Annotated in this window: 18 protein-coding genes; 10 read left to right on the plus strand and 8 right to left on the minus strand. The window is 73.0% G+C overall.

Translation table 11 applies throughout. The annotated features are described in order from the left end of the window. The first annotated feature begins 178 nt into the window (after positions 1-178). A complete protein-coding gene (locus GKC29_RS13840) occupies positions 179-655 on the plus strand; it encodes a Rieske (2Fe-2S) protein (protein ID WP_155331224.1) in 477 nt (158 codons plus the stop codon). A gap of 90 nt (positions 656-745) precedes the next feature. On the opposite strand, the gene GKC29_RS13845 is transcribed toward GKC29_RS13840, so the two are convergent. Next, positions 746-4,027, minus strand: coding sequence for a penicillin acylase family protein (locus tag GKC29_RS13845; protein WP_155334126.1), 3,282 nt, complete (start codon positions 4,025-4,027; stop codon positions 746-748). A 150-nt stretch (positions 4,028-4,177) separates the two neighbouring features. Between GKC29_RS13845 and uvrC the strand changes: the two genes are divergently transcribed. After that, entirely contained in the window at positions 4,178-6,157 is a 1,980-nt protein-coding gene (gene uvrC / locus GKC29_RS13850; protein WP_155331225.1) for an excinuclease ABC subunit UvrC, read from the plus strand. A 135-nt stretch (positions 6,158-6,292) separates the two neighbouring features. On the opposite strand, the gene recQ is transcribed toward uvrC, so the two are convergent. Further along, positions 6,293-8,128 carry a DNA helicase RecQ gene (recQ, locus tag GKC29_RS13855; RefSeq protein WP_155331226.1) on the minus strand — a complete coding sequence of 612 codons (1,836 nt, stop codon included), beginning with the start codon at positions 8,126-8,128 and terminating at the stop codon, positions 6,293-6,295. Between the two features lie 324 nt (positions 8,129-8,452). Between recQ and rapZ the strand changes: the two genes are divergently transcribed. From rapZ to GKC29_RS13895, 8 genes are all read left to right on the plus strand, one after another. Further along, positions 8,453-9,337 carry an RNase adapter RapZ gene (gene rapZ, locus GKC29_RS13860; RefSeq protein WP_155334127.1) on the plus strand — a complete coding sequence of 295 codons (885 nt, stop codon included), beginning with the start codon at positions 8,453-8,455 and terminating at the stop codon, positions 9,335-9,337. After that, a complete protein-coding gene (locus GKC29_RS13865; protein ID WP_155331227.1) occupies positions 9,334-10,428 on the plus strand; it encodes a 2-phospho-L-lactate transferase CofD family protein in 1,095 nt (364 codons plus the stop codon). The genes rapZ and GKC29_RS13865 overlap by 4 nt, the downstream gene beginning before the upstream one ends. Before the next feature lie 54 nt (positions 10,429-10,482). After that, positions 10,483-11,463, plus strand: a complete 981-nt coding sequence (gene whiA, locus GKC29_RS13870; protein ID WP_155334128.1) for a DNA-binding protein WhiA — start codon at positions 10,483-10,485, stop codon at positions 11,461-11,463. 267 nt (positions 11,464-11,730) lie between these two features. Further along, the gene (gap, locus tag GKC29_RS13875; protein ID WP_155331228.1) at positions 11,731-12,735 is read left to right on the plus strand and encodes a type I glyceraldehyde-3-phosphate dehydrogenase; all 1,005 of its coding nucleotides are present in this window, start codon (positions 11,731-11,733) and stop codon (positions 12,733-12,735) included. Further along, entirely contained in the window at positions 12,732-13,955 is a 1,224-nt protein-coding gene (gene pgk / locus GKC29_RS13880; RefSeq protein WP_155331229.1) for a phosphoglycerate kinase, read from the plus strand. The genes gap and pgk overlap by 4 nt, the downstream gene beginning before the upstream one ends. After that, positions 13,956-14,747, plus strand: coding sequence for a triose-phosphate isomerase (gene tpiA / locus GKC29_RS13885; protein ID WP_155331230.1), 792 nt, complete (start codon positions 13,956-13,958; stop codon positions 14,745-14,747). It abuts the gene before it with no gap. Positions 14,748-14,842: 95 nt separating this feature from the next. Next, entirely contained in the window at positions 14,843-15,106 is a 264-nt protein-coding gene (gene secG, locus GKC29_RS13890) for a preprotein translocase subunit SecG (protein ID WP_155331231.1), read from the plus strand. A 140-nt stretch (positions 15,107-15,246) separates the two neighbouring features. Then, on the plus strand, positions 15,247-15,597 hold the full coding sequence (locus GKC29_RS13895; RefSeq protein ID WP_155331232.1) for an RNA polymerase-binding protein RbpA: 351 nt from the start codon (positions 15,247-15,249) through the stop codon (positions 15,595-15,597). Positions 15,598-15,650: 53 nt separating this feature from the next. On the opposite strand, the gene pgl is transcribed toward GKC29_RS13895, so the two are convergent. The 6 genes from pgl to tkt all read right to left on the minus strand — a co-directional run bounded on the left by pgl (position 15,651) and on the right by tkt (position 24,149). After that, positions 15,651-16,421 carry a 6-phosphogluconolactonase gene (gene pgl, locus GKC29_RS13900; RefSeq protein WP_155331233.1) on the minus strand — a complete coding sequence of 257 codons (771 nt, stop codon included), beginning with the start codon at positions 16,419-16,421 and terminating at the stop codon, positions 15,651-15,653. Between the two features lie 61 nt (positions 16,422-16,482). Beyond that, entirely contained in the window at positions 16,483-17,499 is a 1,017-nt protein-coding gene (locus tag GKC29_RS13905) for a glucose-6-phosphate dehydrogenase assembly protein OpcA (protein ID WP_155331234.1), read from the minus strand. Positions 17,500-17,533: 34 nt separating this feature from the next. Then, on the minus strand, positions 17,534-19,051 hold the full coding sequence (zwf, locus tag GKC29_RS13910; RefSeq protein WP_196255917.1) for a glucose-6-phosphate dehydrogenase: 1,518 nt from the start codon (positions 19,049-19,051) through the stop codon (positions 17,534-17,536). Between the two features lie 38 nt (positions 19,052-19,089). Further along, a complete protein-coding gene (locus tag GKC29_RS13915) occupies positions 19,090-20,739 on the minus strand; it encodes a glucose-6-phosphate isomerase (RefSeq protein ID WP_155331235.1) in 1,650 nt (549 codons plus the stop codon). A 76-nt stretch (positions 20,740-20,815) separates the two neighbouring features. Continuing rightward, positions 20,816-21,994 carry a transaldolase gene (gene tal, locus GKC29_RS13920; protein WP_155331236.1) on the minus strand — a complete coding sequence of 393 codons (1,179 nt, stop codon included), beginning with the start codon at positions 21,992-21,994 and terminating at the stop codon, positions 20,816-20,818. A gap of 16 nt (positions 21,995-22,010) precedes the next feature. After that, entirely contained in the window at positions 22,011-24,149 is a 2,139-nt protein-coding gene (gene tkt, locus GKC29_RS13925; RefSeq protein ID WP_155331237.1) for a transketolase, read from the minus strand. Positions 24,150-24,278 lie beyond the last annotated feature (129 nt).

Raw genomic sequence — 24,278 nt, forward strand, 5'->3', positions numbered from 1 at the left:
GCGCTCGGCGTCCGTGCCCGGCGGCGGTTCGGTGACGGAAGCCGGCCCGGGTCCGGAGCCTGGGCGTCCGTTGCCGGCGGCCGGGTCGCCGATCGGGTGAACCGCCGGGCAGAGTGGTTCGTGTACCGGGATAGAGCCGCGGATCATGACGAGCGGCGTGTCGAGGAGAGGGCGAGGCATGAGTGACGATCAGGCGCTGACCGGACCGGGCACCCAGACCCGTCGGGCGCTGCTGACCGGCGCGGGTGCTGTCGGCGCGGCGGTCGTCCTGGCGGCCTGCGGCAGCGACGACTCCGGCGACGGCGCGCCCAGCCCGGGCCCGGCCGTGTCCAACACCGGCGACGCCGGCGGGGGCGACCGGCAGGGCGCCCAGTCCCTGGCCCGGACGACCGACATCCCGGTCGGTGGGGGCGCGGTCTTCGCCGCCCAGGGCGTCGTGATCACGCAGCCGTCGCCGGGCCAGTTCAAGGGCTTCGACCCGATCTGCACCCACCAGGGCTGCCCGGTGTCGAACGTCGACGGCGGCACGATCAACTGCACCTGCCACGGCAGCAAGTTCTCGATCGAGGACGGTTCGGTGAAGGCCGGCCCGGCCACCCAGCCCCTCCCGGCGAAGAACGTCACGGTCGACGGCGACCGGATCTCGCTCGCCTGACCCGGGCCGGGCCCGCCGCGACGCGGCCCCGGTGACCAGGCACCCGGCGCACGGCCGGCGCGGAAACACCCGCGCCGGCCGTGCCTCGTCTCAGCGGTCGTACACCGCCATCTCCCACAGGCTGAACCCGTAGGAGGTGGCCCGGGTCAGCCCGCGCATCCGCACGTACCGGGCCGACCCGGAGGGGAAGGCGGCCACGTCCGTGCCGCCGTCCCCGGCCGTGGTCGACCACGCCGTGCGCCAGCTGGTCCCGTCCGTGGAGACCTCGATCCGGTACGACCGGGCGTACGCCGCCTCCCAGGCGACGACCACCCGGCCGACCTGCCGCGCCGCGCCCAGGTCGACGGTGAGCCACTGGTCGTCGGACCAGGCACTGGCCCAGCGGGACTGGTCGTCGCCGTCGACCGCCCGGCCGGGCCCGTGGAACCACTGGCTGCTGGACGCCGTCACCGGCCGGCCCGCCGCCAGGTTCGGCAGGTCGTCGCCGCGCCGCGCCGGGAACGACACGACCTGCTGGAAGGTCGGGCGGTTCTGCCAGGCGATCTTCGCGTGGGTGATGCCGCCGAGCGGGGACTGCACGATGGCGTCGGCGCACCACTGGTCGCCGGCGGCGCAGTGCTCGTCGCCCGGGTACACCTCGGCGGCCGGGGTGGTGCTCGCCGCCCGCAGCGTGTCGAGCAGGACCTGCCGGCAGGCGGCCAGGTTTCCGTCGCCGCAGAAGGCCCGCCCGGGGCCGCCGCGTACCGGCTCGCCGAGGAGCGCGCGCAGGTCCTTGTCGACCCAGCCCCACCACCCGTACTGGAAGGCGGAGCCCTTGTGGGTCTGGGCGCTGTTCGCGGAGGTCGGCAGGTCCGAGACGTCGCCGCCGTGGCGGCCGGAAGGCGGCTCGTCGACCTGCATCGTGTTGACCAGCGACTGGTAGAGATCCGCACCGAGCGGTGCCCGGAACACGCCCCGGACCAGCAGCGGCCACCACGCGTCGAGGGTCCGGATCGCGTCGGCGTGCTGGTAGACCTTCGAGCCGGGTGCGGTCTCGACCCGCAGCGACCCCGCCGCCCGCCAGGCCTTGAGCCGGGAGATTTCGGCGGCCAGGGTGGCGTCGGTGACGGGCTGGCTCTCCAGCACCCGGATCAGCTCCCCGAGCACCTCGGCGGCGCGCAGGTCGGTGAGGCCGGCCCGCTGCACGAGCGCGGTGAGCGACGCGCGGTCGACCTTCCGCCCGGCCGCGATCTCCGCCCGCACCGGCCGGTCCAGCAGGTCACCCCGGTGTACGGCGGAGAAGTTGAAGTTGCCGTCGGCCGCGCCGAAGTCGTGGGCCTGCTTGTTGTTCCAGCTCACGTAGTAGTCCTGGTCCACCGAGCGGGGGTGGGCCGCCAGCGGCGCGTACCTGGCGGTGTTCGTGGCCGGGTCGTAGCCCTGCCACTCGAAGCGCTGCTCGGCCCGCAACGGCAGGTTCGGGTTGGACCCGTCGGCGCGTACCGGGTTGCGGCCCGAGTTGAAGTACGCCGCCTGGGTGGAGTTGACGTAGAACCAGTTGAAGGCGTACTCGACGTGGTTCGCCGAGGTGGTGAAGGCGTCGGCGGTGCCCATCTGCCCGGGGTCGTTGAACATCTGGAAGCCGATCGCCGAGGCCGCCTCGTGGCGGTAGGTGGAGCGCAGTTGGGTGAAGGCGTGCGGTCGTCCGTCGACCGTGCCCCGCCACGCCACCAGGCCGAGGTTGGTCCGCCGGGCGACCAGCTTGTACGACCCGGCGGGGGTGCCGTCCGCGACCGTCGGGCTCCACCGGTTGACCTGGGTGATCTCCTCCATCGGCAGGCACCGGCCACGGAACAGGTAGTGGTTGCTCGCCAGGGTGGGCGTCGCGCCGTCGGGGGTGCACAGCGGGACGGCGTACGTGTCGGTGATGTCGTGGGCCGAGGAGGTGGCGCTCCACGCGTAGTCGCGGCCCCGGCCGAGCAGCACGTACAGGTTCAGGCCGGCGAACGCGGCGCCGCGGGCGCTGATGCCCGGACCCTGCAGCTCCTGCACCATGAGCAGCTGCGGCGCGAAGTAGCCGGTCTGCGGCCCGAACACGGCGATCGGGTGGCCGGTGGCCGAGTGGGCGGCGGAGACGACCGCCGCGTTGGACATGCCCCGGTGGGCCGCGCCGACGGTGAGCCCGGACAGCGCCGCCGCCAGCTCCGACGAGCGGGTCGACGTCGCCGCCGCCGTGCCGGCGGCCGAGCCGGTCGGGTCGGTCACCACGGGTTCCACCCGCGCCGACCCGGCGTCGGGCAGCACCACGCTGGGGGCGTCGTCGTCGGCGTCGCCGTACGGGAAGCTCTGCCCGTCGTGCAGGGTCAGCACCGTCTCCGGGTCGTTCCGGCCGCGGAACCCGTTCCACACCCGGTCGCCCTCGACCGGGCCGTACCGGGCGCGGGCGGCGATGCGGACCAGTGCGGACTGCATCTCGGTGCCGCCACCGCCGCCGAACAGGCCACCGACGACACCGGCGATGGCGATCAGGTCCGTCATCCGGAACGGTTCCGGACCGCCGGCGTTGGTGATCGCGTCGAGGTGGCCGGTGAGCACGTACTCGCCGGGGCAGTTGCGGTTCGCCATGCAGGCGCCGATGTAGGCGTTGATGCCGGCCACGTACTCCTGCACGTCGGCGTGGAGCTGCTCGCCGCGCGCGCCGGCCCTGGTCCGCAGCGCCTCCACCTGGGCCTGGAGGTCGGCCTCGGTGTACGGCGAGGTGCGCCAGACGCTCTGCTCCAACGCCCGGTTGCCGGGTGCGCCGCCCGCGAACGAGGTCAGCCTGCCCCGGCCGACGCGGCGCAGCAGGTCCATGGTGAACAGCCGGTCCTCGGCACCGGCGTACCCGGCGCCGAACATGGTTCCGCCTCGGGTGGTGCCGGTGACGTGCGGGACGCCGGTCGCCTTGTCGCGGACGATCCGTACGTCGGCACGGGGCGAGTAGTCCCGCTCGACCTGACCGGGTGGGACGCCGAAGGAGGCGTCGTTGAAGAACGTGCCGATCTGGTCCTCGCGCAGGCCGGCGTAGCCGTAGACGAGGTCGGCGTACCGGCCGAGCTGGTCGGCGGAGTGCCTGGGCAGGGTGCCGAAGGCCTGGTGGCCCAGGATCTCGACCAGCGTGGCGTTGCCGTTCTGGCCGGGCGGCAGGATGTCGCCGCACTCGCCGAGACAGTGGTCGTCGGGGGTGAAGGTGGTGACGCTCGGGCGGGCGCCCGTAGCGGCGGCGGCGGTCGCCGTCGCGGTGGCGCTCGCCGTCGCGGTGGTGGCGTCGGCTGCGGCGGGGGTGGTGGCCAGCAGGGCGGCGACCCCGGCGAGGGCGGTGACGCCGGCGAGCAGGGGGTGGGGGGTACGCGGCATGGTGATCTCCCGGGGGATGGGGATCATTCACGAATAACATTCGGAAACCGGATGGTAACCTTTCCCGCCTTGCATCGGAAGACGTCAATCAGTTATCCGGGGTGCGCCGACGACCCGGGGCTGTCGGGGGCGCGGACTAGGCTTGCTGCCGTGGCTGACCCCTCGACCTACCGTCCCGCGCCCGGCACGATCCCGGAGTCGCCGGGGGTCTACCGCTTCCACGACGGCACCGGTCGGGTGATCTACGTCGGCAAGGCGAAGAACCTGCGCAGCCGACTCAACTCGTACTTCGCCGACCCGGTCAACCTGCACCAGCGCACCCGGCAGATGGTGTTCACGGCCGAGTCGGTGGACTGGATCTCCGTCGCCACCGAGGTGGAGGCGCTCCAGCAGGAGTTCACCTGGATCAAGCAGTACGACCCGAGGTTCAACGTCCGCTACCGGGACGACAAGTCCTACCCCTACCTGGCCGTCACGCTCGACGAGGAGTTCCCGCGCCTGCAGGTGATGCGGGGCGCGAAGCGCAAGGGGGTGCGCTACTTCGGGCCGTACTCGCACGCCTGGGCGATCCGCGAGACGCTCGACCTGCTGCTGCGGGTCTTCCCCGCGCGCACCTGCTCCTCCGGCGTGTTCAAGCGGGCCGGCCAGGTCGGCCGGCCCTGCCTGCTGGGTTACATCGGCAAGTGCTCCGCCCCGTGCGTCGGCAGCGTCTCCGCCGACGAGCACCGGGCCATCGTCGACGGCTTCTGCGACTTCATGGGCGGTCGCACCGACACCATGGTCCGCAAGCTGGAACGCGAGATGGGTGAGGCCAGCGCGCAGTTGGAGTTCGAGCGGGCCGCCCGGCTGCGCGACGACCTGGCCGCCCTGCGCCGGGCGCTGGAGAAGCAGACCGTGGTGTTCGGTGACGGCACCGACTCCGACGTGGTCGCGTTCGCCGACGACCCCCTGGAGGCCGCCGTCCAGGTGTTCCACGTCCGCGACGGGCGGGTGCGCGGCCAGCGCGGCTGGGTGGTGGAGAAGACCGAGGAGCTGACCACCGGCGACCTGGTGCACCACTTCTGCACCCAGGTCTACGGGGGAGAGCACGGCGAGGCCGACGTCCCCCGGGAGCTGCTCGTCCCCGAGCTGCCCGCCGACGCCGACGCGCTCGCCGACTGGCTCACCACCCACCGGGGCAGCCGGGTGACCCTGCGCGTGCCACAACGCGGCGACAAGCGCGCCCTGCTGGAGACGGTGGAACGCAACGCCAGGGACGCGCTCGCCCGGCACAAGCTCAAGCGGGCCGGCGACCTCACCACCCGCAGCAAGGCTCTCGACGAGATCGCCGACGCGCTGGGCATGCGGACGTCGCCGCTGCGCATCGAGTGCTTCGACATCTCCCAGATCCAGGGCACCGACGTCGTCGCCAGCATGGTCGTCTTCGAGGACGGGCTGCCCCGCAAGAGCGAGTACCGGCGGTTCATCATCCGGGGCGCCACCGACGACCTCTCCGCGATGTCCGAGGTGCTGCGGCGGCGCTTCGCCCGCTACCTCGACGCCCGGGCCGAGACCGGTGAGGCGGGCGTCGAGTCGGCCGACGACCCGGAGGCCCCGGCCGGGCAGGGGGTCCCCGACGAGCCGCGGGTCGGCACGTTGATCGACCCGACGACGGGGCGGCCACGCAAGTTCGCGTACCCGCCGCAGCTGGTGGTGGTGGACGGCGGCGCGCCGCAGGTCGCGGCGGCCGCCCAGGCCCTCGCGGAGCTCGGCGTCGACGACGTGGCGCTGTGCGGGCTGGCCAAGCGGCTGGAGGAGGTGTGGCTGCCCGACGACGACTTCCCGGTCATCCTGCCGCGCACCTCCGAGGGGCTCTACCTGCTACAACGCGTCCGTGACGAGGCCCACCGGTTCGCGATCACGTTCCACCGGCAGCGGCGCTCGAAGCGGATGACCGAGTCGGCGCTGGACAGGGTGCCCGGCCTGGGGGAGGTGCGGCGCAAGGCGTTGCTGCGGCACTTCGGCTCGCTCAAGCGGCTCTCCGCCGCCAGCGTGGAGGAGATCACCGAGGTGCCGGGCGTCGGCCGGCGGACAGCCGAGGCGATCCTCGCCGCGCTCGGCGGCGAGTCGAAGCCTCAGGCCGCCGACTGACCGCCGCGCCCGCAGGCGACGAGACGGCAACGTCGGGGAAGTTGCTGCCTCCCGCGCGGCTGAGGCAGCAACTTCCCCGACGTTGCTTGGAGTTTGGAACGGGTGCGACGCGGCGCGGGTGTGACGGGGGTCGGGTCAGGTCTCGGCGAGGACGGTGAGGATCTGCTCGCCGTACTTCGCGAGCTTCGCCTCACCGACCCCGCTGACCCGGGACAGGTCCGCGAGGGAGGCCGGCGCGTCGTTGGCGATCTGGCAAAGGGTGGCGTCGTGGAAGATCACGTACGCCGGGACGCCCTGCTCCTTCGCGGTGGCGGCCCGCCAGGCGCGCAGCCGCTCGAAGACGCCGGCGGCGGTCGGGGTGAGCTCGGCGACCACGGTCGCCGCGCCGCGTGGTTTCGCCGACCGGCCCGACGGCGCGCGGGCCGGCTCGCGGCGCAGCATGACCGTGCGGCGCCGCCCCAGCACCTCGCCGCTGGTCCCGGTGAGGGCCAGGGTGCCGTAGTCGCCCTCGACCGCCAGCAACCCCTCGGCCAGCAGTTGGCGGACCACGCCCCGCCACTCCGCCTCGCTCAGCTCCGCGCCGACGCCGAACACGGTCAGCGAGTCGTGCCCGTACTGCGTGATCTTGTCGGTGGTGCGGCCGAGCAGGATGTCGACGCAGTGCCCGGCGCCGAACCGCTGGTTGCGCTCGCGGTCGAGCCGGTACACCGTGGAGAGCAGCTTCTGCGCGGGAACCGTGCCGTCCCAGGACTCCGGGGGCTCAAGGCAGGTGTCGCAGTTGCCGCAGGCGGCGGAGGTCTCACCGAAGTACTCCAGCAACTGCATCCGCCGGCAGCGGACCGTCTCGCAGAGCGCGAGCATCGCGTCCAGGTGGGCGGCCAGGTTGCGCCGGTGCGCCAGGTCGCCCTCCGACGTCTCGATCATCCGGCGCTGCTGCACCACGTCCTGGAGGCCGTACGCGAGCCACGCCGTCGACGGCAGCCCGTCGCGGCCGGCGCGGCCGGTCTCCTGGTAGTAGCCCTCCACCGACTTCGGCAGGTCCAGGTGGGCGACGAAGCGGACGTCCGGCTTGTCGATGCCCATGCCGAACGCGATCGTCGCGACCATGACCAGCCCGTCCTCGCGCAGGAAGCGCTGCTGGTTCGCCGCCCGGGTCGCCGCGTCCAGCCCGGCGTGGTACGGCAGGGCGGGAATCCCGTTCCCGACGAGGAACTCGGCCGTCTTCTCCACCGAGGCCCGGGACAGGCAGTAGACGATGCCCGCGTCGCCCGCGTGCTCGTCGCGCAGCAGGCCGAGCAACTGCTTGCGTGGCTCCCGCTTGGGCACGATGCGGTACTGGATGTTGGGCCGGTCGAAGCTCGCCACGAAGTGCCGGGCCTCGGTGAGGCGCAACCGGGTCGCGATCTCGGCGCGGGTGGCGCTGGTGGCCGTGGCGGTGAGCGCGATGCGGGGGACGCCCGGCCAGCGCTCGTGCAGCATCGACAGGTTGAGGTAGTCGGGGCGGAAGTCGTGCCCCCACTGCGACACGCAGTGCGCCTCGTCGATCGCGAACAGCGCGATCCGCCCCTGCTCCAGCAGGTGGACCGTGCCGCGGCCGGCGAGGGCCTCCGGGGCGAGGTAGAGCAGGTCCAGCTCGCCGGCGAGGAACGCCGCCTCCACCCGGCGCCGGGCCTGCGGGTCCTGCGTCGAGTTGAGGAAGCCGGCCCGGACGCCGACCGCGGTCAGGGCGTCGACCTGGTCCTGCATGAGGGCGATCAGCGGCGAGACCACCACGCCCACGCCGTCGCGGACCAGCGCCGGGATCTGGTAGCAGAGCGACTTCCCGCCACCGGTCGGCATCAGCACCAGCGCGTCGCCGCCGGCCACCACGTGGTCGACGACCTCATGCTGGAAGCCCCGGAACGCGTCGTAGCCGAAGACCCGGCGCAGCGCCTCCAGCGCGCCGGGCCGCTGATCGGTGGGGGAGGACATTGGCGCAGTCTACGAGCGACCCCCGACGCGCGGCCGAACGCGCGGCTGAACACCCGGCTGGTGCCATCGCGAGCGCCGGATATCAAGCGCGGCCGAGCGCCACGGCCGACGCCACCGCTGACGGGCGGTCGGCCGGGTGGAATACGACGTATCCGGACAATCAGGTGTTCCGGGCGCCACCCCGTGGAATCCCGGGTGGGGTCGGAGCCGTTAGAGTCGCTGACTGACCATGCGCGGCCGGGCCGGCCGCGACGTCACGGGTGGGGGTTTCTGGTGAGCGAGGCGCGGACCGCGGAGCAGGCCGCCACGGCGGCTGCGGAGATCATGGGCCAGCCGGCGCCGGCGGAGGCGGACACCACCCTCGTGGTGGTGACCGGCGTGTCCGGCGGCGGTCGCAGCACCGTCGCCCGGGCTCTCGAGAACGTCGGCTACTACGTGGTGGACAACCTGCCCCAGGCGCTCATGCTCGACATGGCCGAGCTGGCCATGAAGGCCGGCGGCGCCGCCCGGCGTACGGCGATGGTGCTGGACGTGCGCTCGCGGGCGTTCTCCACCGACCTGGTGGGGGCGATCCGTGAGCTCAAGGAACGCGGCTTCTCGCCCCGGGTGGTCTTCGTCGACGCCGACGACGAGGTGCTGATCCGGCGGTTCGAGAGCGTCCGCCGCTCGCACCCCCTCCAGGGAGAGGGCCGGCTCGCCGACGGCATCGCGGTGGAGCGTGGGCTCCTGGCGGAGGCCCGCGACCAGGCCGACGTGATCATCGACACCAGTCACCTGAACGTCAACCAGCTACGGCGGCGCATCGAGGAGCTGTTCGGCGGGGAGGACGCCCGCCGGCTGCGGGTCACCGTGCTCTCCTTCGGCTTCAAGTACGGGCTCCCGCCGGACGCCGACTTCGTGTGCGACGCCCGGTTCCTGCCGAACCCGTACTGGGTGCCGGAGTTGCGCGAGCACACCGGGCGGGAGCAGGCGGTCAGCTCGTACGTGCTGGGCCAGGAGGGCGCGGACGCCTTCGTGGCCACGTACGCCGACCTGGTCAACGCCACCACCGCCGGCTTCGAGCGGGAGGGCAAGCGCTACCTGACCGTCGCGGTGGGCTGCACCGGCGGCAAGCACCGCAGCGTCGCCATCGCCGAGGAACTGGCCGCCCGGCTGCGCCAGTCCGGTATCGCCGCCAACGCCCAGCACCGCGACCTGGGGCGCGAATGACGGCCAGCCGCGTGGTCGCCTTCGGGGGAGGGCACGGCCTCTCCGCCTCGCTGCGTGCGCTGCGGCGCTGCGCACCCGAGCTCGACCTGGACATCACCGCGGTGGTCACCGTCGGCGACGACGGCGGATCGAGCGGCCGGCTGCGCGCCGAGCGGGGTGGCCTGCCGCCGGGCGACCTGCGCCAGGCCCTCGTCGCGCTGGCCGGAGACCACCCGTCGACCCGGCGCAGCGCCGGGTTGTTCCAGCACCGCTTCGCCGACGTGTCCGCGCAGGGGGCCGGTCGGGGCGCGCCCACCGGTGCCGCCTGCGGTGGCACGCCGACCTGGCCCGCCGGCCGGGAGACGCCCACCGGCCGGGAGACGCCCACCGGTGCCGCAGGCCGGCACACCGTGCCGCAGGGCGACGGGCTGGCCGGGCACGCGGTGGGCAACCTCGTCCTCTGCGGCCTGATGGAGCTGCTCGGCGACCCGGTGGCCGCCCTGGAGCACGCCGGCGCCATGCTCGGCGCGGTCGGCCGGGTGCTGCCGATGTCCTGCGAGCCGGTGGGGATCGAGGCGCGGGTCCGGGGCGTCGACCCGGCCCGTCCCGACGACGTCGACACCGTCACCGGCCAGCACCAGGTGGCCGTCACCACGGGGCGGGTCGAGTCGCTGCGGCTCAACCCGGAGGCACCGGAGGCCTGCCCGCAGGCGCTGGACGCGATCGGCGCGGCCGACTGGCTGATCTTCGGGCCGGGCAGCTGGTACACCAGCGTGCTGCCGCACCTGCTGGTGCCGGAGCTGGCCGCCGCCATCGTCGGGAGCCCGGCCCGCCGGCTGGTCACGCTCAATCTGGCGGCGGAGAAGGAGACGTTCGGGTTGTCCCTCGCCGACCACCTGGCTGAGCTGCGCTGGTACCTACCGGAGTTGAAGGTGGACTACGTGCTCGGGGATTCCAAGGCGGTGGGTGATCCCGAACCGGTCGGGCGTGCGGCAGAATCGCTTGGTGCCCGGCTGGTCCTCGCCCCCGTCGCGGTCACCGACGGCACTCCCCGTCATGATCCGGCCGCCCTCGGTGCCGCTCTGGTGCCGGTCCTGGGCGCCGCTCGTTAGACACGTACGTAATCTCCGGCGACACGCCGGAACCGGTCCGTGAGGGGACGCACAATGGCGATGACGGCGGCGGTCAAGGACGAGCTGAGCCGGGTCGACGTGCCCAAGCCCTGTTGTCGGCGGGCGGAGATGGCGGCGCTGCTGCGCTTCGCCGGCGGATTGCACATCGTCTCCGGCCGGGTCGTCGTGGAGGCCGAGCTGGACACCGGCGCGGTGGCCCGGCGGCTGCGGCGGGAAATCGCCGAGGTGTACGGGTACCCGAGTGAGATCCACGTGCTCGCCTCCGGCGGCCTGCGCAAGGGCAGCCACTTCATCGTCCGGGTCGTCAAGGACGGCGAGTCCCTGGCCCGGCAGACCGGGCTCCTCGACGTCCGCGGCCGGCCGGTGCGGGGCCTGCCGCCGCACGTGGTCGCCGCGAACGTCTGCTGCGCGGTCTCCGCGTGGCGGGGCGCCTTCATGGCGCACGGCTCGTTGACCGAGCCGGGCCGGTCCAGCGCACTGGAGATCACCTGCCCCGGCCCGGAGTCGGCGCTCGCCCTGGTCGGCGCGGCCCGCCGCATCGGCATCACCGCGAAGAACCGGGAGGTGCGCGGGGTGGACCGGGTGGTCGTCAAGGACGGCGACGCGATCGCCGCCCTGCTCACCCGCATCGGCGCCCACGCCAGCGTCCTCGCCTGGGAGGAGCGTCGGGTGCGGCGCGAGGTGCGCGCCACCGCCAACCGGCTGGCCAACTTCGACGACGCGAACCTGCGCCGCTCGGCGCGCGCCGCGGTGGCCGCCGCCGCCCGGGTGACCCGGGCCCTGGAGATCCTCGCCGAGGACGCGCCGAACCACCTGACCTCGGCCGGCCGGCTGCGGCTGGAACACCGCCAGGCCTCGCTGGAGGAGCTGGGCGCGCTCGCCGACCCGCCGCTGACCAAGGACGCCATCGCCGGCCGGATCCGGCGGCTGCTCGCGCTCGCCGACAAGCGGGCGCGTGACCTGGGCATCCCGGATACCGAAGCGGCTGTCACGCCCGACATGCTCGTGGTCTGATAGGACGGTGGCGGGTCCTACGGCGCGGGAAGGATCACCACCCGCCGCAGCGCGACCCCGCGCGCTCGGATATGGTCGCTGCGTACGGCAAGGGGGCCGGCACCGGCACTCCTCGCCGTGCTCACCGCCTCGGGCGGTCAGGTCCCTCAGACCGCGGCGGGGCGGCCGAGATGAACCGTCAACGGCCGGCTCCAACGGTCGGCGCACACCACTCCGCCGGCCGCGGGTCACCACGCCGGCGGACCAGAACGCGAGGAGATGGGACCTGTGACCATCCGGGTTGGCATCAACGGCTTCGGCCGGATCGGCCGCAACTTCTTCCGGGCAGTGCTGGCGTCCGGCGCTGACATCGAGGTCGTGGCGGTCAACGACCTGACCGACAACGCGACGCTCGCCCACCTTGTCAAGTACGACAGCATCCTCGGCCGCCTCCCGCATGAGGTGAAGGCCACCGCGGACGAGATCACCGTTGGCGGCCGGACCATCAAGGCGTACGCCGAGAAGGACCCGGCGGCGCTGCCGTGGGGTGAGGTCGGCGCGGACGTGGTCATCGAGTCGACCGGCTTCTTCACGGACGGCACCAAGGCGAAGGCGCACATCGACGGCGGGGCCAAGAAGGTCATCATCTCGGCGCCGGCGAAGAACGAGGACGTCACGGTCGTCATGGGCGTCAACCAGGACCAGTACGACCCGGCCAAGCACACCATCATCTCCAACGCCTCCTGCACCACCAACTGCCTGGCGCCGATGGCGAAGGTCCTGCACGACACGTTCGGCATCCAGCAGGGCCTGATGACCACCATCCACGCGTACACCCAGGACCAGAACCTGCAGGACGCCCCCCACAAGGACCTGCGCCGCGCCCGGGCCGCCGCGCTGAACATCGTCCCGACCTCCACCGGCGCCGCGAAGGCGATCGGCCTGGTGCTGCCGGACCTGAAGGGCAAGCTCGACGGCTACGCGCTGCGGGTGCCGATCCCGACCGGCTCCACCACCGACCTGACCGTCACGGTCGGCCGGGAGACCTCGGTGGACGAGGTCAACGCCGCCATGAAGGCCGCCGCCGACGGCCCGCTCCGGGGCATCCTGGTCTACAACGAGGACCCGATCGTGTCGACCGACATCGTCACCGACCCGGCGTCGTGCATCTTCGACGCGCCGCTGACGAAGGTCATCGGCAACCAGGTGAAGGTCGTCGGCTGGTACGACAACGAGTGGGGCTACTCGAACCGCCTGGTGGACCTCGTGAAGCTGGTTGGTCAGTCGCTGTGAGCATCCGGACCCTCGACGACCTGCTCGCCGAGGGGGTGTCGGGTCGGCGCGTGCTGGTGCGCGCCGACCTGAACGTCCCGCTCGACAAGCAGACCGGTGACATCACGGACGACGGCCGCATCCGCGCCGTCCTGCCGACCCTGTCGGCGCTGGTCGAGGCGGGTGCGAAGGTGGTCGTCTGCTCGCACCTGGGCCGGCCGAAGGGCAGCCCGGACCCGCAGTTCAGCCTCCGTCCGGTCGGCGGGCGGCTCGGTGAGCTGCTCGGCGCCGAGGTCCGGTTCGCCGAGGACACCGTCGGCGACTCCGCCCGGTCCACCGTGGAGGGCCTGGCCGACGGTCAGGTCGCCCTCCTGGAGAACCTGCGCTTCAACGCCGGCGAGACCAGCAAGGACGACGCCGAGCGGGGCGCCTTCGCCGATCAGCTCGCCGCGTTCGGCGACGCGTACGTCGACGACGCGTTCGGCGCGGTGCACCGCAAGCACGCCAGCGTGTACGACGTCGCGGCGCGGCTGCCGCACTACGCCGGCCGGCTGCTGCTGCGCGAGGTGGAGGTCCTCTCCACGCTGACCGGCGACCCGGCGCGCCCGTACGTGGTGGTGCTCGGCGGTTCCAAGGTCTCCGACAAGCTCGCGGTGATCGAGGCGCTGCTGCCCAAGGTCGACCGGCTGCTCATCGGTGGCGGCATGTGCTTCACCTTCCTCAAGGCCCAGGGCCACGAGGTGGGCTCCTCCCTGCTGGAGGAGGACATGGTGGAGACCTGCCGCAACCTGCTGGAGCGCTCCGAGAACAAGATCCTGCTCCCGGTCGACGTGGTGGCCGCGGACGCGTTCGCCCCCGACTCGCCGCACGACGTGGTCCCCGCGGACGGCATCCCGAGCAAGCGCGTCGGGCTGGACATCGGCCCCGAGACGGTGGCGGGTTTCGCCGCCGCCGTCAAGACGTCCGCCACCGGCGACCCGGCGAACGCCCAGACGATCTTCTGGAACGGCCCGATGGGCGTGTTCGAGATGGCGGCCTTCGCCAACGGCACCCGGGGGGTGGCCGAGGCCATCGCCGGGTCCGACGCGTTCTCCGTGGTCGGCGGCGGTGACTCCGCCGCGGCGGTGCGCGTGCTCGGCCTGGACGAGAAGTCGTTCAGCCACATCTCCACCGGTGGCGGCGCCTCCCTGGAGTACCTCGAGGGCAAGACCCTCCCCGGCATCGCGGCCCTGGAGAACTGAATGGCGAGCACCACCCGCCGGCCGCTGATGGCCGGCAACTGGAAGATGAACCTCAACCACCTCGAGGCGAACCTGCTGGTGCAGAAGCTCGCCGCGAGCCTCACCGAGAAGCAGCTCACCGAGGTCGAGACGGTGGTGCTGCCGCCGTACACCGACCTGCGCACGGTGCAGACCGCCGTGGACGGCGACAAGCTGCTCATCGGCTACGGCGCGCAGGACCTGTCGCCGCACACGTCGGGCGCGTACACCGGGGACATCGCCGGCCCGATGCTGGCGAAGCTGGGCTGCACCTACGTGGTGGTCGGCCACTCCGAGCGGCGGGCGTACCACCACGAGGACGACGCGCTGGTCAACGCGAAGGTGCAGGCGGCGCTGACCCACGGGCTCACCCCGATCCTCTGCGTGGGGGAGGGGCTGGACGTCCGCGAGCAGGGCACCCACGTGGCGCACTGCAGCGACCAGCTCGACGGCGCCCTCAAGGGGCTCTCCGCCGAGCAGGTGGCGAAGGTCGTGGTCGCGTACGAGCCGGTCTGGGCGATCGGCACCGGCAAGACGGCCACCCCGGAGGACGCCCAGGAGGTGTGCGCGGCGGTCCGCCAGCGCCTGGCCGACACCTTCGGCTCGGAGACCGCGGACCAGGTCCGGGTCTTGTACGGTGGGTCGGTCAAGTCCTCCAACGTGGCGGCGATCATGGCCCAGCCGGACGTGGACGGCGCCCTGGTCGGCGGTGCCAGCCTGGACGCCGAGGAGTTCGCGAAGATCTGCCGGTTCCCGGAGCACACCGCCCGCTGATCGCTCGCTATTCTTGACTCCGCCCGTCCGCCGGCCGGTGCCACCGTGCCCGATCTGCCCGGGCGAGGATCGCAACGAGAGGACTGTCCCCAGCCATGCCGATCTGGTTCGCATACACGTTGATCGTGTTGCTGGTCATCACGAGCATCCTGCTCACCATGCTGATCCTGCTGCACCGCGGTAAGGGCGGCGGGTTGTCCAGCATGTTCGGCGGCGGTGTCAGCTCCAGCCTGGCCGGGTCGTCGGTCGCCGAGAAGAACCTGGATCGTTACACCGTGCTGGTGGGCATCGTCTGGTTCGCCTGCATCGTCGGGCTCGGGCTCTGGCTCCGGCTCCAGCAGACCAGCGGCGTCGCCTGAGCAGGCGCGCCAAGTCGTACAATCTGCGCGCGGTCCGTCCCCCGACGGGCCGCGCGCAGTCCGTTTCAATCCCGCTGCACCGCGTCGCCCGCCGCCACCCCCTCGACGGCGGTTCCCCTCCGACGAAGGAGCTAGCAGCCGTGCGCAACGGTAACGTCCTCCGGGGCAGCCGGGTGGGCTCCGCCCCGGCCCGCCCCGCCGAACGCTACGAGCCGGCTTCCTGCCGGCCGGTCACCTACTGGTGCCGCAACGGCCACGACGTCGAGATCCGGATCGCCGCCGAGGCGCCGGTACCCGAGGTGTGGGACTGTCCGCGCTGCGGGCTCCCCGCCGGCCGCGACCCCGGGAACCCGCCGGGCCGCGTCCGGTCCGAGCCCTACAAGACCCATCTGGCGTACGTGAAGGAGCGGCGCACCGACGCCGAGGGTGCGGCGATCCTCGCCGAGGCCCTCGACGCCCTGCGCCGCCGCCGCGGCCGGCCGGAGCGTTAAGAAGGGCCCCCTGTACAACGCCAGGCGTTAACAGGGGGCCCTTCCTTACACCTTCAGCGCAGGCTGCGGAAGCGGGCCGGCACGTCGGCCGCCGCGGCCCGGTCCAGCAGCCAGAGGGTACGCCCGGTGCCCTGCACGCCGGCCGCCGGCAGCTGCACCGGACCCGCGCCGGCGAGGGCCATGCCGACCGCGCGGGCCTTGTCCGAACCGCTGGCCACCAGCCACACCTCCTCGGCGGTGTTGATCGCCGGGAGGGTGAGGGTGATGCGGACCGGCGGCGGCTTCGGGCTGCCGCGGACCGCGCTGACCGGCCGGCTCTCGTAGCCCACCGGGTGCTCCGGGAAGACCGACGCCACGTGCCCGTCCTCGCCCACGCCGAGCAGCAGCACGTCGAAGTGGGGAAGCGCGGCGGTGCCCGGGCGGGCCGAGCGGGCCAGTTCGGCGGCGTACCGGGCGGCGGCCTCCTCCGGGTCGTGCCCCGACGGGCCGTCCGAGGCCGGCATCGCGTGCACCCGCGCCGGGTCCAGCGGCACCGCGTCCAGCAGCGCCGCCCGCGCCTGCGTCTCGTTGCGTTCCGGGTCACCGGACGGCAGGAACCGCTCGTCCCCCCACCACACGTCCACCCGGGACCAGTCCACCGCGTCCCGGGCGGGCAGCGCCGCCACCGCCCGGTACACCGCGGCGGCGACCCGGCCGCCGGTGAGCACCACCGACGCCTGGCCGCGTTCGGCCTGCGCGTCGAGGAGCCGGACCACCAGCCGTGCCGCCACCGCCTGCGCCAGCAGCTCCGCGTCGGCGTGGACGGCGACACTCGCCTCACTCATGCCTGTGCCTTCGTTTCTCCGGCCCCTGGGCCGGTGCCGCGTCGGGCCCGTCGCCGGGCGATCAGTGCTGCCCGCTGGTCCCGGAGTGCGCGGTGATCCCCGCCTCGGCCCGCTGGGCCTCCGCCGGATCCTTCCAGACGTGCACCCGCTGGGCGGGGCGCTGGTCCAGCCCGGTGAGCCCGGCCGCGGCGCCCAGCGCCTCCGCGTACACCTGGTCGGCGTCGAGCCGGCGCAGCTCCTCGGCCAGCTCGTCGCCGAGCGGCCGGCGGACCAGCGGCAGGTGCCGGTCCTCCTGGCCGGTCCGCCGGAAGATCGCCATGCTGTCGGTCCGGGTCAGCGTCAGCTCGTCGCCGTTGGCGCAGCGCAGCTGCACCTCGTGCATGCGCGGGTGCTGGTCGGTGTGCTGCCACTGCGGGTCGATCCCCAGCCGGGCGGCCAACCAGCCGCGCATCAGAGCGGCCGTCGGGTCGGTGCGCGGCGCGACCACGGTCGCGTCGGTGACCTGCGCCTCGGTGGTGTCGAACGCGCCCGCCACGAGCGTGCGCCACAGCGTGATCCGCGTCCAGGCCAGGTCGGTGTCGCCGGGCACGTAGTCCCAGGCCCGCTGCCGCAGCGCCGCCACCGGGTCGGCCGCCTGCGCCGCGTCGGTGATCCGCCGGTCCGCGACGACACCGAGGAAGTCGGTGGCGATCTCGGCCGGCGGCTCGCCGTGCCACCACGTCACCACCGGAACGTCCGGCACCAGCAGCGGCATCACCACCGACTCGGCGTGCAGGGCCAGCCGCCCGTACATCCGGGTGACCACCGCCTCGCACGGGCCGAGCCGGCCGCCGACGACGATCTCCGCGTCCAGCCGGTTGCGGTCCCGCTCGACGTCGGAGCGGACCACCACCAGCAGCCGGCACGGGTGGGCGGCGGCGGCGATGGTCGCCGCCGCCTCGGCCTCGCGGACCCGCTTCTCGTCCACCACCACGATCAGGGTGAGCGCCATACCGCTGGCCACCCCGCCGGCGCTGCGCCGCTCGGCGGCGAGCGCCTTGACCACCTCGTTGCCGGTGGTGTCCCACAGGCCGATCACAGGAGCCTCCCGGTGTGCTCACGTCGCTCGGTCGTCACGCCCGCCGCCAGGCCCGGCCCTCGCGGGCCAGCATCTCGTCGGCGGCGCGGGGCCCCCACTCGCCGGCCCGGTACGGCTCCGGCGTCGTACCCGCCCAGGCCCGCTCCAACGGGTCCACCGCCGCCCAGCTCTGCTCGACCTCGGCGGCGTCGGGGAAGAGCGTCCGGTCACCGATGAGTACGTCCAGCACCAGCCGTTCGTACGCCTCCGGGCTGGACTCGGTGAACGCCTCGCCGTACTGGAAGTCCATCGCGATGTCGCGGACCTCCATGGCGGTGCCCGGCACCTTCGAGCCGAACTTGAGGACCACGCCCTCGTCCGGCTGGACCCGGATGACGAGCTGGTTGTTGCCCAGCGACTCGACGTCCGTGTCGTCGAACGGCAGGTGCGGCGCCTTCTTGAACATGATGGCGACCTCGGTGACGCGGCGCGGCAGCCGCTTGCCGGCCCGGATGTAGAACGGCACCTCCGCCCAGCGGCGGTTCTGGATGCCCAGCCGCACCGCCACGTACGTCTCCGTCGTGGAGTCCGGCGGCACACCCTCCTCCTCCAGGTAGCCCACGGCGCGTTCGCCGCCCACCCAGCCGGGCAGGTACTGGCCCCGGACGGTGCCCTTGTCGACGTCCTTCGGCAGGGTGATCGCCTTGAGCACCTTCAGCTTCTCGGTGCGGATCTCGTCCGGGGCGAAGCTGGTCGGCTCCTCCATCGCCACCAGCGCCAGCAGCTGGAGCAGGTGGTTCTGGAGGACGTCCCGGGCGGCGCCGGCCGAGTCGTAGAACCCCGCCCGGGTGCCGATGCCGACGTCCTCGGCCATGGTGATCTGCACCGAGTCGACGTACTTCGAGTTCCACAGGGGCTCGAAGAGGTTGTTGGCGAACCGCAGGGCGAGGATGTTCTGGACGGTCTCCTTGCCCAGGTAGTGGTCGATCCGGAAGACGTCCTCGCGGGTGAAGACGTCGTCGACCAGGTCGTTGAGGGCCTTCGCCGAGGGCAGGTCGTTGCCGAACGGCTTCTCCACCACCACCCGGCGCCACCCGCCGGACTTGGCGTTGTCGGCCATGCCGGTGCGGGCGAGTTGCTTGAGCACCACCGGGAACGCCGCCGGGGGGATGGAGAAGTAGAAGGCGGCGTTGCCGGGGATGCCGTGGGTGCTGCGCAGCTCGTCCAGGGTGGCCGCCAGGTGGTCGAACGCGGAGTCGTCGTCGAACGACCCGCCGACGAACTTCATGTTGCCGGCCAGCCGGGCCCACACCTCCTCCCGCCACGGGGTGCGGGCGTGCTTCTTCGCCGACTCGCAGGCCAGCGTCTCGAAGTCGCCGTGGCCCCAGTCGCGGCGGGCGAAGCCGAGCACGACGAAGCCCGGGGGCAGCAGCCCCCGGTTCGCGAGGTCGTACACGGCCGGCAGCAGCTTCTTGCGGGCCAGGTCCCCGGTGACGCCGAAGATCACCAGAGCGCAGGGCTCCGGGATCCTCGGCAGCCGCCGGTCCTGCGGGTCGCGTAGCGGGTTCTTCACGCCGCCTCCTCGCTCCGCCTCGGTCACGTCCGTCATCGTCACGCGCGCGGTGCCCCGACCGCATCGAGCAGCTGGGCCACGCCCGCGGACCGCTCGGTCAGGTGCAGCCGCAGCAGCGGGCGCTTCCGGCCGGCCAGGGCCTGCCGGTCGCCGGCGGCCTGCGCCGCCTGCAGCTCCCCGAAGGTGTACGGCTTGCCGGGCACCTGCAGATCAACGTCGACCGCGCCGGTGATCTGCAGGAAGCTGCCGAGCTGCGGGCCGCCCTTGTGGTACTGGCCGGTGGAGTGCAGGAACCGCGGCCCCCAGCCGAAGGTCACCGGCCGGTCGGTGCGCCCGGCGAGCAGCGGCCGCAGTCGGGCCGCGTCGGCGTCGGCGAACCGGTCGAGGTACGCCATCACCGCGAGGTACCCGTCGTCCTCCACCCCGTCGAGCAGCCAGCGCAGGACGCCGGCAAGGTCGCCCGGTGCGCCCGCCGGCGCGTACACCTCGATCGCGCCCTCGGTGAACGACGGCGTCTCCGCCGGCGGCCCCGAGGCCAGGATCTTGTTGGTGTTCTCCTTGGATTCGGTCACGTTCGGCTGGTTGAACGGGTCGATGCCGAGCACCACGCCGGCGATCGCGGTGGCGTACTCCCAGGTCAGGAACTGGGCGCCGAGCGGGCCGTTGACCGCCACGTCCGGGTCGGCGCCGCCGCCGGGGACGGTGCCGGCGGGCAGTGCGCCGCCGTAGGTCACAGTGAGCACGTTCCGGCCCGTGGTGCCGGGGCCCTGGGGGGACTCCACCACGACCGGGAGGATGCCGACGCCGGCCTTGCCGGTGGACTCGGCGACCAGCTGCTCGATCCAGTCGCCGAGCCCGTCGATGCCGGTGCCGTCGGAGACCAGCGCGACCTTGTCCCGGCCCATCGTGGCCGCCGCTCCGAGCGCGGCGCCGAGGGCCAGCCCCGGGTTGTCCCGGTCCCGGCCCAGGGACTCGGCGAGCGCGTCGGCCTCGTCGAGGAGGTCGGCCACCTCGACACCGGCCAGCGCCGTCGGCACCAGCCCGAACGCGGTCAGTGCCGAGTAGCGCCCGCCGACGTTGGGATCGGCCAGGACGCAGAACGCGCCCATCTCGGCGGCGGTCTGCTCGAGCGGGGAGCCCGGGTCGGTCACGACGACGAAGTGCCGGCCGGCCTCCTCCTCGGTCATCCCGGCGTCCAGGAACGCCTGCCAGTACGCGCGGCGGTGGCTGTCGGTCTCCACCGTCGAGCCGGACTTGCTGGCCACCACGACCACCGTCCGCTCCAGCCGGTCGGCCAGGGCCGCCCGGACCTGGCCGGGGTCGGTGGTGTCCAGCACGGTCAGCGGCCGGCCGAGGGTGAGCGCGATCACCTCGGGGGCCAGCGACGAGCCGCCCATGCCGGCGAGCACGACGTGGTCCAGGTCGCCCAGCTCCGCCTTCAGCTCGGCGAGCTGGGGGAGCAGTTCGCGGCTGCGGCGGTGGGTGTCCACCCAGCCGAGCCGGATCTTCGCCTCGGCTTCGGCCTCCGGGCCCCACAGGGTCGGGTCCTTGCGGGCCAGCCGGGCCGGGGCCTCGTTCGCCACGAGCGCCTGGCGGGTGGAGGCAGGTGCCGACCGGTCGACGGCGTCCGCCCCGTACACGGCGAGCCCGGCCGCCGCCTCCACCGGCCCGGAAAGCAGGTCACTCACGCCGTCACCTCGCTTCGCTCGGCGGCGGCGCGAGGCGCCACACTGCGGTGCCTGATGGTTCGCTCGCTGCGCTCGCTCACGCGTTACCTCCGGCCTTCCGCGCGGCCTCGGCGCTGTCCTTGGCGGCGCCACCCGGGTGACCGGTGCCCTTGACCGCCGCCTGCAGCGACTTGCGGACGCCGTCGAGCAGCTCGTTCCAGCTCGTCTCGAACTTCTCCACGCCCTCGCGCTCCAGCGTCTCGATCACGTCGGCCATGTCGACGCCGACCGACTCCAGACCCGCGAAGACCTGCCGGGCGTCGTCGTACGCGCCGGTGACGGTGTCGCCCCGGACCTCGCCGTGGTCGGCGAACGCGTGGATCACCGGCTCCGGCATGGTGTTGACGGTGCCGGGCGCGATCAGCTCCTCCACGTAGATCACGTCCCGGTAGTCCGGGTTCTTCGTCGAGGTGGACGCCCACAGCGGGCGCTGCGGGTGCGCCCCGGCGTCGGCGAGGGCCTGCCAGCGATCGGAGGAGAAGACCTCGGTGTAACGCTCGTAGGCGAGCCGCGCGTTGGCGACCGCGGCCTTGCCGCGCAGCGCCCTGGCCTCCGCCGAGCCGATCTTCTCCAGGCGCTTGTCGACCTCCGTGTCGACCCGCGACACGAAGAACGACGCCACCGATCCGATCTTGGACAGGTCGTGGCCGTTGGCCTTCGCCTGCTCCAGACCGGCGAGGAACGCGTCCATGACCTGCGAGTACCGGTCCAGGCCGAAGATCAGGGTGACGTTGACGCTGATGCCCTCGGCCAGGGTGGCGGTGATCGCCGGCAGGCCGGCCTCGGTGGCCGGGATCTTGATGAAGAGGTTCGGCCGGTCGACCAGCCACCAGAGCGCCTTCGCCTCGGCGACGGTCCGCTCCGTCTCGTACGCCAGCCGCGGGTCCACCTCCAGGGAGACCCGGCCGTCGACCCCGGCGGTGGCGTCGTACGCCGGGCGCATCACGTCGCAGGCCCACCGCACGTCGTACGCGGTGAGGTTGCGCACCGCCTCCTCGACGTCCACCCCGCGGATGGCCAGGTCGCGCAGCTGCCAGTCGTACTCGTCGGCGTCGCTCAGCGCCTTGGCGAAGATCGTCGGATTGCTGGTCACGCCGACGAGGTGCTGTTCCCGGCGCAGCTGGTCCAGTCCGCCGGAGCTGAGCCGTACCCGTGAAAGATCATCGAGCCAGACCGCCACGCCCGCGGCGGTGAGCTCACCCAACCTGTCCGTCATGCCGTCCACGCTCCCCTCAGTTGCCGGTGGTGAAACCAGTGATGTCACCGACGCGGGTCAGCGCCGCGTGCGCGGCGGCCACGATCCGGTCGGGGGTGAACCCGAACTGCTCGAAGAGCACCGAGTGCGGGGCGCTCGCCCCGTAGTGCTCCAGGCTGACGGTCTCGCCGCAGTCGCCGACGATCGCGCGCCACGACATCGCGACACCCGCCTCCACGCTGACCCGCGCCCGCACGCTCCGCGGCAGGACCGACTCGCGGTACGCCTCGTCCTGCTCGGCGAACCACTCCTGGCACGGCATCGACACCACGCGGGTGGGGGTGCCGTCGGCCTCCAGCCGCTCCCGGGCGGTGAGGCAGAGCTGCACCTCCGACCCGGTGCCGACGATGATCACCTGCGGCTTGCCGGTGGACGCCTCGGCCAGTACGTACCCGCCCTTCGCCACACCCTCGGCGCCCGCGAGGGTCGACCGGTCGACGGTCGGCAGCGCCTGGCGGCTGAGCGCCAGCGCGGTCGGCCGGTCGGTGTGCTCGAGGGCCCGCCGCCAGGCCCACGCGGTCTCGTTCGCGTCGGCCGGGCGGACCACGTCCAGGCCGGGGATGGCCCGCAGCGCGGTCAGGTGCTCCACCGGCTGGTGGGTCGGGCCGTCCTCGCCGAGGCCGATCGAGTCGTGCGTCCAGACGTAGATCACCGGCAGCTTCATCAGCGCCGCGAGCCGGACGGAGGGGCGCATGTAGTCGCTGAAGACGAGGAACGTGCCGCCGTACGGGCGGGTGCCGCCGTGCAGGGCGATGCCGTTGAGGATCGCGCCCATCGCGTGCTCGCGGATGCCGAAGTGCAGCGTGCGGCCGTACTCGTGGCCGGGGAAGTCCTTGGTCGCGTGCACGGCCGGGACGAACGACGGCTCGCCCTTCATGGTGGTGTTGTTGCTCTCGGCCAGGTCGGCGGAGCCGCCCCACAGCTCCGGCAGCACCGGCGCGAGCGCCTCGAGCACCTTGCCGGACGCGGCGCGGGTGGCGATGCCCTTGGCGTCGGCGGGGAACTCCGGCAGCGCGTCCGTCCAGCCCTGCGGCAGCGTACGGGTGGCCAGCCGGTCCCAGAGCGCCCTGCGCTCGGGGTTGCCCTGCGCCCAGGTTCCGAAGGCGTCGGTCCAGGAGCGCTGTGCCTCCGCACCGCGCTCCATCACCTGCCGCGCGTGCTTGAGGACCTCCTCGTCGACCTCGAAGGTGTTCTGCGGGTCGAAGCCGAGGATCTGCTTGGTGGCGGCGACCTCGTCGGCGCCGAGCGCCGAGCCGTGGATCTTGCCGGTGTTCTGCTTGTTGGGGGCGGGCCAGCCGATGATGGTCCGCAGCGCGATGAAGGAGGGGCGGCCGGTCTCCGCCTTGGCGGCCAGCAGCGCCCGGTACAGGGCCTCCACGTCCTCGTGGTAGTCGCCCTGGTCGGCGTCGCCGCGGCGCCAGTCCACCGTCTGGACGTGCCAGCCGTACGCCTCGTAACGGGCCGCGACGTCCTCGCTCTTGGCGATGCGGGTGTCGTCCTCGATCGAGATCTCGTTGTCGTCGTAGATCAGGCAGAGGTTGCCCAGCTGCTGGTGCCCGGCGAGCGCGCTCGCCTCGTGGGAGATGCCCTCCTCGATGTCGCCGTCGGAGGCGATGCACCAGATGTCGTGGTCGAAGACCGAGGCGCCCGGCTCGGCCTCCGGGTCGAACAGGCCACGCTCCCGGCGGGCCGCCATCGCCATGCCGACCGCGTTGCCGACGCCCTGCCCGAGCGGGCCGGTCGTGGTCTCCACGCCCGGGGTGTGCCCGTGCTCCGGGTGGCCCGGGGTCAGCGAACCCCACTGCCGCAGCGACTTCAGGTCCTCCAGGCCCAGCGGGTAACCGGAGAGGAAGAGCTGGATGTAGAGGGTGAGGCTGGAGTGGCCGGCCGAAAGCACGAACCGGTCCCGGCCCGGCCAGGTCGGGTCCGCGGGGTTGTGCCGCATGACCCGGTTGAAGAGCAGGTAGGCCGCGGGCGCGAGGCTCATCGCGGTGCCGGGGTGACCGTTGCCGGATTTCTCCACGGCGTCCATGGCCAGCACGCGGACCGTGTCGACGGCCCGGCGGTCGAGGTCGGACCAGTTCAGTGCGGGGTGCTCGGGTCGGTTGGCAGCCACGATGGTTGTGCTCCTCGGCAGATGGGCGGAACCCTCACTGGTGACCCTATCGAGCGGTCCTAAACGTCCGCCCAGGGATCTCTGCATGCTGTTCTGTACGTCTCCGCGCGGTTGCACGTTCGATCGAGG

Source organism: Micromonospora sp. WMMC415 (genome assembly GCF_009707425.1).
Lineage (GTDB): Bacteria > Actinomycetota > Actinomycetes > Mycobacteriales > Micromonosporaceae > Micromonospora.

Bases quoted from the DNA above. Each gene is read 5' to 3' on its own strand.
- GKC29_RS13840 (WP_155331224.1), top strand. From the start codon at position 179: ATGAGTGACGATCAGGCGCTGACCGGACCGGGCACCCAGACCCGTCGG.
- GKC29_RS13845 (WP_155334126.1), bottom strand. From the start codon at position 4,027: ATGCCGCGTACCCCCCACCCCCTGCTCGCCGGCGTCACCGCCCTCGCC.
- recQ (WP_155331226.1), bottom strand. From the start codon at position 8,128: ATGTCCTCCCCCACCGATCAGCGGCCCGGCGCGCTGGAGGCGCTGCGC.
- rapZ (WP_155334127.1), top strand. From the start codon at position 8,453: ATGGGCCAGCCGGCGCCGGCGGAGGCGGACACCACCCTCGTGGTGGTG.
- GKC29_RS13865 (WP_155331227.1), top strand. From the start codon at position 9,334: ATGACGGCCAGCCGCGTGGTCGCCTTCGGGGGAGGGCACGGCCTCTCC.
- whiA (WP_155334128.1), top strand. From the start codon at position 10,483: ATGGCGATGACGGCGGCGGTCAAGGACGAGCTGAGCCGGGTCGACGTG.
- tpiA (WP_155331230.1), top strand. From the start codon at position 13,956: ATGGCGAGCACCACCCGCCGGCCGCTGATGGCCGGCAACTGGAAGATG.
- secG (WP_155331231.1), top strand. From the start codon at position 14,843: ATGCCGATCTGGTTCGCATACACGTTGATCGTGTTGCTGGTCATCACG.
- pgl (WP_155331233.1), bottom strand. From the start codon at position 16,421: ATGAGTGAGGCGAGTGTCGCCGTCCACGCCGACGCGGAGCTGCTGGCG.
- tal (WP_155331236.1), bottom strand. From the start codon at position 21,994: ATGACGGACAGGTTGGGTGAGCTCACCGCCGCGGGCGTGGCGGTCTGG.